The sequence below is a fragment of the Moorena producens 3L genome, assembly GCF_000211815.1.
Classification (GTDB): Bacteria; Cyanobacteriota; Cyanobacteriia; order Cyanobacteriales; family Coleofasciculaceae; genus Moorena; species Moorena producens.
The window spans coordinates 77220-90411 of record NZ_GL890843.1; the positions used below are offsets into that span (position 1 = coordinate 77220).

Genomic DNA, 13192 nt, shown 5'->3' on the forward strand with positions numbered 1-13192 from the left:
CAAAAACTTGTGGCTAGGCTACGGGTTATGCCCATAGCGCACACTAATTGTGCTTTTGAATAATATAAGCCATTCCGGTAGCGTTAGCCTTGGCCACGCTACGGGAATGGCTGACGGCTGTTCGCGCAGCGTGAGCTAAAAGCTCACGGCTGACGGCTGAATGCTTACCATTAACCTTCAGCTGCTCCAATCGTAACTGATTTCACTAATAGGCTAGCTAATCTCGAATCAATGGATGATAACTGACCCACCCCTGGTGATTCAATCGATAGCACAAATGGAGCGTTTAAGGTTAGGCGGCCAGAGGGAATAATTCCTTCAAACACCCAAGATTTATCGGATTGTTCCTGAACCTCTCCATCAATAGCGTTGCCATTTATCTTAACTACCATATCCCTAATAAACCGTTTCTCAATCGCCATCATTCCTGAAACTCGCACTTGAAGCGGCTTGATAGTATTAATACCGTCAATAATCACACTACCTACTTTCTCCATCCAGCGAACTGGTGTGCCATTTAATGTTTCAGGTGATAACCAACCGATCCCATTGAGATGGTCATCCATAAGGATAGATAATTCATTGTGTTCCCGCAACGGTTCCCAATCGAGTTGCTCTGTAAAGGTAATTCTCTCAATCAGTACCCCTAAATGACGATTGGACTGATCAACATGATAGGTCTCGGTCTTCAGGGAAAATAAATTGAAGCCTTCAAGTAACGAAATCGGTAGGGTAAATACATTAACTTGATCGATCCCAGAGTGATGCACTGCCACCCGCAATCCTAACTTACCCTGTTGCCAAACTTCAAGGAACTGACCCTGGGAGACGTTACGGCAGGCAATGACTAGCTGACCTTTCCTGGGATTATCGGCAATGATGGCAAACTCTCCCTCTGGCCAAAGTAACCACTGGCTGGGACGAAAAAGACCAATTTCTGGCAAGGGTGGTTCTAATGCTCCAAAACCCTGACGGGTATAACCTTGAATACCAACCCCAGAGATAATACTACTGTTGTTTTTGGGAATGCCGCTTTTAATGGCTAGGGGTTGAGTAAGTTTGGGAGAGTCTACTAAAAATTTACTTGCCCTCGGAATTTGGAGCTGATCGACCCAACCGCTTTGGTCTAAGGCCACCATAAAACTGTGATAGCTCGACTGTAAGGAGAAGTGGTTGGCTATATAAATAGCTGCGGTTTTCCCCAACAGGTCTAATTTGTGGGGGTCATAGTATAATTCTTTGATTACCTTAGCTAAGGCTTCTGGGGTTTTTTGGGTCACTACTCGTCCTGAGACTCGATTCAAGATGGCTTCTTTGACACCACCTACTCCATAGCCAATGGCTGGTGTGCCACAGGCTGCGGCTTCTATAAAGGTTTGACCAAATGCTTCTTGAAGGGATGGCCCAATAAATACATCCGCAGCGCTGTAGTAACATGCTAGAATAGAGGGGTTCTCGATATATCCTGTACTCCAAATATCAAGGTTTTCTGCGATCGCAGAGCCATGACCAAAACTAACCAGTAGGATATCATCGAGATTGGCAATGTCTAGGGCTTTGAGTAGATACTTAAATCCTTTGCGCTGATCCTTTACAGATTGACTACCAGTGAGTATAATAAATTTATCGTGAGGTAAATTTAGCTGGCTCCGACATTCTGCCTGGTCTAAGGGCCGAAAGATATCTAAATCGATGCCATAGTAAATGCTCTGAAATTTGCTTTCGCATTCTTGGAAATTCCTTCGAGGGTGGTGATAGTCAAAGGCATAACGAGCCCAATTAGTCGTCCAGTGACTATCCCCTAGCACTAACAAAGTTTTATAGCTCCCTAAAAGCCGGTGTTTTTTACGAAAAGCATCGGCTATTTTCTCTGATGCTAAGCTCGGGTATTCATGGCTAGTGGGACATTCGTGATCACATAGGGTGGTATAATTTTCACAATCCCCTACATAAGCACAGCGTCCGGTCAGTAACCACTGGTCGTGCATGACAAAGATGGTGGGGAAATTACTGGTAAGTATTTCCAAAATATCCAAGGGATTGGTCATATTATGGATATTGCCCACTACGACTAAATCCGGATTGAGACTAGCAATTAATTGATAAACCTCTGACCCTGTGCAGTCTACGGGAGTTAATGACCAGTCTAATGTGCCAGCAACGGGAATTACTTGATGTCCTGCTAAGGCTAAGGATTGGGCAATGCGTTGGTGAGCAATCCCAGCCCCTCCGAGAAATCCGGTATCGTTGAAGCACACAATGCGGAGGCTGTGGCGTTGCCCAGGCTCTTCTGTCGCCTTAGACTTAGGACAGTTGAATTTAGTCCGCAGTGCCTCTGATACCGATAGTAATTCCGGCTCATACTTATCTTTAGTGCTAGTCTTTTGGTTTTCATGGATACGGTATTGAGCTACGGGATAACCAATTACCTGCAAGGTGGCTCCAATAGCCGCAAATCGCGCCCACAACTCGTAATCCATACTGTAGAAGAGGGCTTCATCTACTGATGCCCCACACTTTTCCCAAATGGTGCGGGTAAACATAACTTCTGGCTGATAGAAGAATTTCCCTGTTAGCCAATTCCTTTCTACATCTAAGATTTCTTCAAGGGACATCAGTCCATTAGCACAGGATGTCAAGTGTTGTTCTAGGGCTATGCCATCCTTAAACAGTTGACAGACACCGGCTACCACATCAGCACCACTGGTATAAAATGCTAGGGCTACCCTATATAATGCTCCTGGGGCTAATCGGTCATCACTATTAAGCCACGTCAAGATTTCCCCAGATGCGATCGCAAATCCTTTGTTCAAGGCTTCACTTTGGCCACTATCCGGTTCACTAACCACATAGGTAAGGTGCTCTAGGTATTGATTAACAATGGTGATGGTTTCATCAGTAGAGCCCCCATCAATTAGGATATGTTCAACATTGGGATAGTGCTGATGAATCACTGATAGAATAGTTTCTTCGATAAACTCACCTTGATTCATCGAAGGGGTAACAATCGATATCTTTGGCCAGGGGCTGCCATCGGGGAGAGTTTGGGGGGGATGAAAGGGTTGAAGGAAAACGTGAGGCCACTCAGAGCTATCGTCTTTTGTCCTAAGCTCTGAATTGATTGGTTCAAAGAGCAACCTAGAGCTATCGTCTTTTGTCCTAAGTTCTAAATTATTAAGCTCTGAATTACTATATTCTGAATTACTATATCCTTTTCGTTCTAAGGCTTCCCCTAAATTCTGGTATACGGAAACATGAAGACTGGGGTCAATATCAATGGCTTGTTCGTAAGAGATAATGGCTTCATCCCACTCGCCAATTCTGGCTAAGGCTTCACCGAGATGACTGTAGGCTTTAGCAAAATTCGGGTCAAGTTCGATAGCTTTTTGATAACATGCGATCGCATCAAGCCACTGTCCAGTTTTTGCTAAGGCTTGTCCCAAGTTATAGTAAGACCAAGGCCAATCGGATTTCACCTCAATCCCATGGCGATAGGCAATAATTGCTTCATCCCATTGCTCCAATGCTTGTAGAGCATCACCTAAATTTTGATAAGACCAGGGGAAATCTGGCTTGAGTTCAATGGCTTTTCGGAACACATCGGCTGCGTCTTGCCACCGTTCCAATTTAAGCAAGGCATCGCCCATGTTGTTATAAGACCAGGAAAATTCTGGCTGTATCTCAATGGCTCGACGGTAAGCTGTTACTGCTTCTTCCCACCGTTGCTGCTTAACTAAGGTATCTCCTAAATTATGATGGGCTTGTGCAAGATTCGGTTGCAGTTGAGTGGCTTTGAGATAAGAAGGGTAAGCTTCCTCCCATGCTTCTTCCTCTGTGAACAGGTTTCCTAAATAGAAGTAAGCTTTAGCATCTTGGGGATTGTTTTGAACTGCCTGCTGATAAAGGCTTAGCAGCTCTTGCTCTTCTCCTTGGTTTTTTAGCAAAGCCCCTAGTCGATGGTAAGCTTCAGACAAATTAGGTTTCAATTGAATTGCCTGACGATAGCAAGCTATCCCTTGGGTTAATTTCCCAAGGCTGGTTAAGGTATTACCCAAATTCAAGTGTTCTTCAGCCGATACCGTATTCGGTTCCAATGTCAGGGCTTGATACCAATAATCTGCTGCTGCTTCTGGTTGATTGGTTTGAGTTAGAACTTTTGCTAAGTTACGGTACGCTCCAGCAAAGCTGGGATTAATTGCGATCGCTTTTTGATAACATGCGATCGCATCAAGCCACTGCTGCCGCTGAGCATAAGCACTGCCTAAATTTGCCTGGACTTTAGCTGAATCTGGATTTTGTTGAGCTGCTTTGATAAACGACTCAAGCTCTTGGTCTTGGTCTAGATTAGACTGAGACGCTCTAGAGTTAGGAAGTTGCAGGAAATGATTGCCTTGAGAAAGTCGTGGTGTGCGATCGCGGATTCTGTCTAATGGCTCTCGGTCTAATGGCTCTCGGTCTAATGGCTCTCGGTCTAATGGCTCTGGCTTTAATTGCTCTGGAGCAGTAGGGATAGGCTTTACGGTTGGATTGGTGGGATTAACCATGATTTGAGATGGGCTAGGCACGATGGCAACAGTTGATGCTTTTATCGCCCCTCCTCTGTAACGTAATGGGGGATTGATTGACACCTGCTGCTGCTTCTGGTTGTCTACCAATTCAGGAACAATAGCCTGTTTCAGGGCATCAGAGGAGTTAGCTTGATTGTGGGTGTGACCATTTATCTGACCATTTATCTGAGAAGCTGGTAACTCAGAAGCTGGTAACTCAGAAGCTGGTAACTCAGAAGCTGGTAACTCAGAAGCTGGTAACTCAGAAGCTGTTAACTCAGAAGCTGGTAACTGAGAACCGGTCCGATAGAATTGGAGTAATTTACGATAGTAAACATTTGCCTCTTGCCATTTCCCCTGGCGATTCAAGGCTTCTGCCAGGTTTTGGTAAGCTACCACCGACTGGGGATTCCGCTCAATTACCTGGCGGTAACAAGCGATCGCTTCTGTTACCAGACCTTCCTTAAATAACTGATGTCCTAGATTAAGGTAGTCCTCTGGTTTAGCTTTATCCAACTCTAGCATCAGCTGATGATAACAGCATTTAAGGACTTCCTTTTGGTTTCCCACCTCAGTCCATACTTTAGCTAAGTTGCGATAAGCTCCAGCCAAATCGGGTTTTAGCTCAATCGCCTTTTGATAATATGCGATCGCATGTTGCCAATCCTGCTGACCGGCATACAAGCTACCGAGATTAGCATAAACTTCGGCAAAATCCGGCTCAATTTCCAAAGCTTGGCCATAGTAACCCATAGCTTCAGTAGTCTGACCCATGAACTGTAGCGCATTTCCCCAAATCTTGTAAACCTGGGCTGTATCTGGGGCAATTTTAATGGCTCGCTCACAGGCTGCGATCGCCTGTTGCCATTGTCTTTGCTTCAAGTAAGTCTGCGCCTGTTGTAGATAAACCGTAACTGCTTCCAAAAGACCTCCTGACTGATATTGTTTACAGTGGCGCTCACTAGAGCTAGGAACACATTGACCTATAGATGATTTTCTTGATTGTGACGGATCTAACTCGATGGTTTCTAGTCCAGCCAATTTAATTGCTTTGCGATAGTAAGCAGTGGCTTGATCTAATTGACCTTGTTGCTTCAACGTTGCTCCTAGACGTTGGTAACCCAAACTCGATTTAGGGTCTAGTGCAATTGCCTGGTGATACTGGGTCACTGCTTGATTTAGTTGACCTTTTGCCCACAGGTAATCCCCATGATTTATACATGATTCTGCTGTTTTCTGTTCTCCTGCTAAGGGAATAGTTTCTAGTTGCGTAGGCTGATTAGTGTGATGATTCTTGTGTTGTTCTCTAGATGCTTCTGATGTCGATAACCAGTTAACTAACGCAACAGGGGGGAGATGACCATTATTCCCATGCCAATGGTGATAATGGAGTCGATGGGGAGTGAGCAAGGTATCTTCTGCCATTGAGGGCAGCAGGCCATGTTTGGGGGATGCCGAACTAGTCAGAAAGTATCGTTTGAGTCGATGGAACATTTCCAAAGGCAACAGAGAACAGCTGTTCTGGGAGTAGGGAGTAGGGAGTAGGGAACAGTAGTCAATATCTAATTATTAGATATCGCTAGGAATTATATCTAATAATTTTTAAAAAATGGGTTAATCAGTTATTGCTCACGCGGTTTTGTTAACGACATTATTTGCAAACGAAATTATTAGCAGATAAGTCGCAATTATTGGTGTGATTCAATTCACAATTAGGCACACCTTTACCGAATTTTTACACAACTTTTACAGAAGCTTCATACTATAGCTGTCAAAAGAGTTACTTTATTAACAGTCTCTGAGACTTAAATAACCGATGAGAAAAATAGTGGTTGGGGTAATGGGGCCCGGTGACAAGGCCACTGCTACTGACATTAATCGTGCTTATCGTCTCGGTCAACTCATTGCTGATAATGGCTGGGTACTGCTAACCGGTGGCAGAAATGTGGGAGTGATGGATGCTGCCAGTCGGGGAGCCAAAATGGTTGGTGGGTTAACTATCGGGATTTTACCCAGCAACGACACTAGGGCCATGTCTGATGCTGTCGATATTGCCATCGTTACGGATATGGGCAATGCTCGCAATACGATTAATGTACTCTCCAGTGATGTGGTGATTGCCTGTGGAATGGGAATAGGAACAGCCTCGGAAATTGCTCTGGCTCTCAAAAGTTGGAAAAAGGTTGTTTTGTTGAGTGACCATCCAGAGAGTCAAGAGTTTTTCTGTAGTCTGTCCCAGGAGAATGTGTTTGTGGCAACAAGTCCAGAGGCTGCTATTGAGTTGGTTAAAACTATTTTAAGTCAGGATTAAATCTGTTTCACACCTAGGCCGGATCACAAGTAGTGTGTCAGTGCAACAGTTTTTTTGAGTGATTACAAATGCGTTCGCGTAGCGGCTCCAAAGGAGCATCGCACTGGAACTAATGCACAAAAGATACTGAAGACCCCCTATAGAGAAAGAAGACTAAAGAAATAAGTGTAACGATTTCGGACAATGCTCAAATTTAAATCTCTAGGCTTATCGATTATTTCCGCCTCCGTTGTTTTCCATAGTCAAGCACTTGCGTGTGTTCCCGAGTCTGTACTAGACCGGTTTACTAACTTTTATTTTTGGCAGGCTAATCCAGAAATGTCAGACAAGAATATCAAGTCTCATCAAACACAGTACAAAAAAGAGTGGTTAGCTATTAAAAAAGTTTTGAAAGACAGGATTGTCTGGAGGGAAATACCTAGCTGTTATGCTGATGATGTAACCTATGATTATGACTTGAAGGATTACCGGGAGACAATTACAGCATTAATCGATGCGGTATTCTATGCTAGTCACCCTGAGTTAAAGGGGCGTAAGTTAAGGCCAAGTGAAACCCACCTAGTTCGAGAGTGGAACTCGATAAAACAGAGTTTTTCATTTAGTTGGTGCTAGTGAGCTGGCGTTAATTAATAATGGAATGAATTGAAGAGTCTTGTAGAATAGGCATCTTGCTTCTAATCTTTTTAGGCATCTTGCCTGTTCCTATTTTGGCATTACTTAATAATGGAATGAATTGAAGAGTCTTGTAGAATAGGCATCTTGCTTCTTCCTAATCTTTTCCGGCGGGCAGGATGCCCACCCTACTCCTATTGATTTTAGGACTTACGCATTTGCCCCCGTGGGGACCAAATGCGTAAGTCCTTTTCTAAATTCTACATTCTAAATTCTACATTCTACATTCTACATTCTTAATTCAAAAATGTTGTTCGCCTTTGGCGTTCGAGTAGGGTAGGTTGTCAGGTTGAAGGTTGTCAGGTTGAAGGTTGCGGCAGGAAACGGGCAAGATGCCCGTTTCACCAAGATGCCCGTGCCACCAAGATGCCCGTTCCACCAAAATGGCCATTCCAGCCACCTGGTCAAACAGCTTTAATGAGATGTACCCCTACTCCCTTGCCTATACTTAATTATAATTATTAAGCGGTTTTGCATTTAAATTAGATCTTCTTCCGTTAGAAAAAACTCCCTAGTCAATCACAGCAAAAGCTTAAAACTTTCTTTGGTAACTAGTAATTAAAAATATCTTGACAAATAATGTTATGTATGCATTGAAGAAGCGGAGGCTCTCTAATGCCAATCACAGCAAGAGATTCAAGTTTTATAAAAAATAAATAAATAAGGTATTGACAAATAGTGTTCTATATGAAGTGGTGACGACAGAACTCTGTATGCCAAAAAAAAAGTAAAGAATTGTATACAATAAGTGCTGATCAAAAAAAAAGTCTGGTAATCTAATTATGGTGGATGTGTTAATTGAATAAATTGACAGCCACTAAACTGTTAACCGTAAAGGATGATTCGATATGCAAAATCAAGAATCCAATACTCAAGTCAAACCATTCTTCGCTCAATTCCTAGAAGAGCAACAAGCCGCTCCTGACCAATCTCAAGATACTCATGGTCAGCAAACCCTGAAGTATCCTTCTGATTATGAAGAAGTTGAAACCCAGAAGTATCCTTCTGATTGGGAAGAAGGTTAATAAGGAAGATTAAGAGGTTCTTTTGAAGAATTGTAACCTTTAATAAAGGACTCAAGAATCTATAGACAGTGGTCGTGTTTATAAAAAAAATACGACCACTTAATCTAATTAAAATCATAAAAATCTAACGATTGCGCTTTCCCAATGGAAAAGAAAAAGTTTTATGTCTTCGTCCGGTGACTTAATTTTATTACTTACCCACAGTGGTGACTTTTTCACAATAGATAGAGTAGCAGAAGCCTTGTCAAAAAAAGGGGCGCGACCATTTCGCTTCGACACAGATAAGTTTCCCTTAGACGTGCAACTCAGGGCACAGTTTGATCAATCCCAGAGCAGCTATAGGCTGAAATATGGCGCTGAAGTGATCAGTAGCGAGGACGTAAAAGCAGTTTGGATGCGCCGTATTTGGGAACCTAACCTAGGTGAAAATCTTGATCCCCAGTTCAAAGAAAGTTGTATCCGGGAATCATTCGCAACATTATCAGGACTTTGGGATAGTCTCAGAGGAGTGCGATGGATTGATGATTTAGCAAAAGCCGGAGCTGCCAACAATAAGCAGCGGCAATTGCGGGTAGCTTCTGAGGTGGGTCTTGTGATTCCTAAGACTTTAATCACCAATGATCCAGAAGCTGTAAGGGAGTTTTTCCAACAAGTGAAGGGGAAAATGGTAACAAAGCTGTTAAAGGCTTTGTCCTACAGTATGGAATATACTCCTTTTTTCCTTTATACCAGTATTGTTAAAGAAGAGGATTTGCTGGATGCTGAATCCCTGCGCTATTGTCCGATGGTGTTTCAAGAGCAAATTCCTAAGCAGTTGGAACTGCGAGTGATATTTGTTCAGGGCAAGGTATTTGTAGGAGCGTTAGATTCGTCTATTTATGAAAAATCCACAGTTGATTGGCGTCAACCTAATGCTGAAGTAGGGGCATGGCAACACTATGAGCTGCCTGATGAAATTGTAGATCGAATAAGAGCTTTGATGGATTACTTTGGCTTACTTTATGGAGCCTTGGATTTTATCGTGACACCATCGGGAGACTATGTGTTTTTAGAAGTTAATCCCGGAGGGGAATGGGGAATGTTAGAACGAGATTTGGAACTCCCCATTTCTAATGCGATCGCAGAAGCTCTGATTTCTTAAAAGCTATGAAGTACAGTCCTTTTTGACTAGGGATCCCCCCTAACCCCCCGCGCGGAAGGGGGGAATATGATTCCATTAAAACCCTCTTTACTTTTGCCTTTTGCCTTTTGCCTTTTGCCTTAAAAAGCATTAACACCGAACATCGAACACATCCCTAGACATGACAGTATTAATCATTACATTTAGCCAAGACAACGAGAGTATTCCTCTAGTTATCAAAGCGATTGAAGCTCAAGGAGGAAAAGCATTTCGTTTTGATACCGATAGATATCCTACCGAAGTGCAGCTAGATATTTACGAGGGCAATTCTCAGGGAGTAACTATTACGGATGGGGAACAGAAGCTAGATTTGAGTGAAGTCTCTTCGGTTTGGTATCGACGGATGCGCTATGGGAAAAAAATTCCCGACACCATGGATAAGCAGTATCTAAACGCTGCAATTAAGGAATGTCGCGTCACGGTTAGGGGTATGATTGCCAGCATCAAGGCATTCCACTTCGACAAAATGTCTAATGTTGATGTCGCTAACAATAAGCAACTACAGCTCCAAGTGGCACGAGAGGTGGGCTTGATTACGCCCCGTACCCTGAGTACCAACAATCCAGAGGCAGTGAAGCAATTTGCTTCTGAATGTCAAGACCAGGGTATCATTACCAAAATGCTATCTTCCTTTGCTATCTATGGGGAGCAAGGGCAAGAACAGGTTGTTTTCACAAACCCAGTCACAGCGGAGGATTTAGAGCATCTCGAAGGACTGCGTTTCTGTCCGATGACCTTTCAGGAAAAAGTGCCCAAGGCTCTAGAATTACGAACCACGATCGTGGGACACCGTATATTTACTGCTGCGGTGGATTCCCAGAGCTTAGAAGGCTCTACTTTCGACTGGCGCAAGGAAGGCCGAGCGTTAGTTAAGTCTTGGCAAGCCTATGATTTACCCGAAGATATTGAGAAAAAGTTGCTCCAACTGATGGCTTATTTTGGTTTAAACTATGGAGCCATTGATATTATTCTTACCCCTGATGGTCGGTATGTATTCCTAGAAGTTAACCCGGTTGGGGAATTTTTCTGGTTGGAGACGTTTTCACCCCATTTTCCCATTTCTCAAGCTATTGCTGAAATTCTCCTCACCCATGGGTCATAATGAAAGCTGATCAAATCCCTCAAGTTACTAATGATGAAGCAGAAAAGTTACAAGAAGAATTAGATAATAATCTAGAAAAATCAGAAGAAAAGCTTGATAATGTTCAAGATAAAGATACAGATAAGAATACAGATAATGAAATAGAGAAAGTACCGGAAGAACTAGAGACGCATTTATACCGGCGTCTATTTGACTATGGTTGGCAGCATAAAGCACCATTTTTATTCGCGATCGCATTAACTATCTTTGCTTCATTTATCAACTTCTTTATTCCCCAAGTTAATCGCTATGTTATAGATGTAGTGATTCCCGAAAAACAATTTAATATGCTGCCTTGGGTAGGAGTAATTATCCTATCTATGACCTTAGCAGCTGGTGGTTTGCTCTTTTTTCAACTCTATGCAGTCAAAGTATTCGGACAAAAAACCATTGAGAGCATTCGCCTAGATTTATATCAACATATTCAAGGTCTATCCATTAGTTTTTTTGAAGGCCAACGCACCGGCGAATTAATGTCACGGTTGGCAAGGGATGTGGAGATAGTCGGGGAATTACTGTCTGCTAATTTAATTGCTATATTAATCGATAGTTTTGCGTTTATTGTCGTTTTCATTTATATCCTTGTCAGTAACTGGCTGCTGGCAATCATGATTGCCCTTACCTGGCCTTTAATCATTTATATTTTACAATTTTCTCAGAAAAGACTACAAAAAATCTATCAATCGGTTAACGATCAAGCTGACTTAATTAGTAATCACTTACAAGATACTATCTCGAATATCAAAATTATTAAGTCTTTTGGTAACGAGCAGTATGAAATTAACCGATTTACTGAATTTAGTCGTAACTATCGGGAAGAAAATCTTAAGGCAACTCGGTTTTGGTCTATATTCGTACCGATTATTAATACTCTTAATGAACTCGGAAATTTACTGACATTAGTTTTCGGTGCTTGGGGAGTGATGGTTAGCCATCTGACTATTGGGGAATTAGCAGCCCTGTTAACCTATGTCACTCTTTTAAATAAACCTATTAATCGGTTTAATGGATTAGTCAATATTATCCAAAGATCAGGAGTATCAGCCAAAAGAATTTTTCAGATTTTAGATACCAAAATAGAGGTTAAAGAGAAGGAAAATGCGATTAACTTGACTTCGATACAGGGCAATCTCAAATTTGAAGGGATGGAGTTTGCTTATCACAACAATCAGTCAGTGATCAGAAACTTCAATTTAGACATTCAACCGGGCATGTCAGTGGCTTTAGTCGGTTCTTCTGGTGCAGGAAAAAGTACCATTGCTAAAATAGCCGCTCGGTTTTACGATCCCCAAAAGGGACGAGTATTACTTGATGGACATGATCTACAAGATATTAGTTTAAGTTCCTTGCGATCGCATATTGGCATCGTGCCCCAAGAAACCTTACTGCTCTACGGCACAGTAAAAGAAAACATAGCTTACGGTAAGCTAGATGCCACAGATCAGGAAATTGAAGCAGCAGCAAAAGCTGCCAATGCCCATGATTTTATTATCGGTTTCCCTGATGGTTATCAATCCATTATTGGTGAGCAGGGTGTGAAACTATCAGGAGGACAGCGACAACGGATTGCGATCGCCCGAGTTTTGCTCAAAAATCCCCAAATTGTTATTTTAGATGAAGCCACCTCTGCTCTAGATTCTGAATCAGAACAACTGATTCAAGAGTCTATTAAACAGCTTTTTAAAGGACGCACTAGCTTAGTGATTGCTCATCGATTGTCTACTATTGCTGATGTTGATTTAATTGTAGTTCTGGAAAAAGGTGAGATTGTGGAAACTGGAACCCATACGGAATTAATTGCTCAAGGTGGAAGGTATGCTTATCTCTATGAACTGCAATTTGTGAAGTCAGGAAATTAAGTACGAAAACTGCAAAAAGGGTGACCGGGTGTACGGTAGCTGTGTGGAAGACAATGTTACCTACCCGTTCATAAATGGTATAATTGTGATACCCGATTAAGCTTTAATAGCTATGAGTTCTATCCAGATTACGATACCGGATGAGCGTTTGCAACAACTCCAAGACATTGCAGCTAACCTGAATGTTTCGATAGAAGAGTTAGTGTTGATGAGTGTTGAGCAATATTTAACTCAGTCAGAACTGTCTTTTCATGATGCTACAGCATACGTTTTGGATAAAAATTCAGAACTTTATCGCCGATTAGCTTAATGGGTTATCTCACAATAGCGTGAAGTTTTAGAACTTTACTACCGGATTATTCACCCCACCAGCGCTGGGACTTTACTTCCATAAACACCTTCAGTAGCGTGGGCCTAGCGAATTAGCTGACTGCTGACTGCTGATAGCTGACTGCTG

Annotated in this window: 10 protein-coding genes; 7 read left to right on the forward strand and 3 right to left on the reverse strand. The window is 42.4% G+C overall.

Going from position 1 to position 13192, the window contains the following annotated elements; all coding sequences use genetic code 11:
• Positions 1 to 43: 43 nt before the first annotated feature.
• Together LYNGBM3L_RS43175 and LYNGBM3L_RS33820 are read right to left on the reverse strand one after the other, a co-directional pair.
• Positions 44 to 190: a hypothetical protein gene (locus LYNGBM3L_RS43175; protein ID WP_154659734.1), complete on the reverse strand. Its 147-nt coding sequence runs from the start codon at positions 188 to 190 to the stop codon at positions 44 to 46.
• Entirely contained in the window at positions 171 to 6053 is a 5883-nt protein-coding gene (locus LYNGBM3L_RS33820) for a tetratricopeptide repeat protein (RefSeq protein ID WP_131827190.1), read from the reverse strand. The genes LYNGBM3L_RS43175 and LYNGBM3L_RS33820 overlap by 20 nt, the downstream gene beginning before the upstream one ends.
• Positions 6054 to 6363: 310 nt before the next feature.
• On the opposite strand from LYNGBM3L_RS33820, the gene LYNGBM3L_RS09665 reads away from it, so the two are divergent.
• Entirely contained in the window at positions 6364 to 6858 is a 495-nt protein-coding gene (locus tag LYNGBM3L_RS09665) for a TIGR00725 family protein (RefSeq protein ID WP_008181873.1), read from the forward strand.
• 183 nt (positions 6859 to 7041) lie between these two features.
• Positions 7042 to 7470, forward strand: a complete 429-nt coding sequence (locus tag LYNGBM3L_RS09670) for a hypothetical protein (RefSeq protein WP_008181875.1) — start codon at positions 7042 to 7044, stop codon at positions 7468 to 7470.
• Between the two features lie 301 nt (positions 7471 to 7771).
• Here LYNGBM3L_RS09670 and LYNGBM3L_RS43180 read toward each other — a convergent pair whose 3' ends face one another.
• Positions 7772 to 7921, reverse strand: a complete 150-nt coding sequence (locus LYNGBM3L_RS43180) for a hypothetical protein (protein ID WP_154659735.1) — start codon at positions 7919 to 7921, stop codon at positions 7772 to 7774.
• Between the two features lie 457 nt (positions 7922 to 8378).
• Here LYNGBM3L_RS43180 and LYNGBM3L_RS36210 point away from each other — a divergent pair, with 457 nt between their 5' ends.
• From LYNGBM3L_RS36210 to LYNGBM3L_RS09690, 5 genes are all read left to right on the forward strand, one after another.
• Positions 8379 to 8555: a microviridin/marinostatin family tricyclic proteinase inhibitor gene (locus LYNGBM3L_RS36210; RefSeq protein WP_008181876.1), complete on the forward strand. Its 177-nt coding sequence runs from the start codon at positions 8379 to 8381 to the stop codon at positions 8553 to 8555.
• Positions 8556 to 8718: 163 nt separating this feature from the next.
• The gene (locus LYNGBM3L_RS09675) at positions 8719 to 9696 is read left to right on the forward strand and encodes an MvdC family ATP-grasp ribosomal peptide maturase (protein ID WP_008181877.1); all 978 of its coding nucleotides are present in this window, start codon (positions 8719 to 8721) and stop codon (positions 9694 to 9696) included.
• A 160-nt stretch (positions 9697 to 9856) separates the two neighbouring features.
• A complete protein-coding gene (locus tag LYNGBM3L_RS09680; protein WP_008181878.1) occupies positions 9857 to 10837 on the forward strand; it encodes an MvdD family ATP-grasp ribosomal peptide maturase in 981 nt (326 codons plus the stop codon).
• Positions 10837 to 12735 carry an ABC transporter ATP-binding protein gene (locus LYNGBM3L_RS09685; protein ID WP_008181879.1) on the forward strand — a complete coding sequence of 633 codons (1899 nt, stop codon included), beginning with the start codon at positions 10837 to 10839 and terminating at the stop codon, positions 12733 to 12735. The genes LYNGBM3L_RS09680 and LYNGBM3L_RS09685 overlap by 1 nt, the downstream gene beginning before the upstream one ends.
• A 112-nt stretch (positions 12736 to 12847) precedes the next feature.
• Complete coding sequence (locus LYNGBM3L_RS09690) at positions 12848 to 13045, forward strand: hypothetical protein (protein WP_008181880.1); 198 nt, start codon at positions 12848 to 12850, stop codon at positions 13043 to 13045.
• The last annotated feature ends 147 nt before the right edge of the window (positions 13046 to 13192 follow it).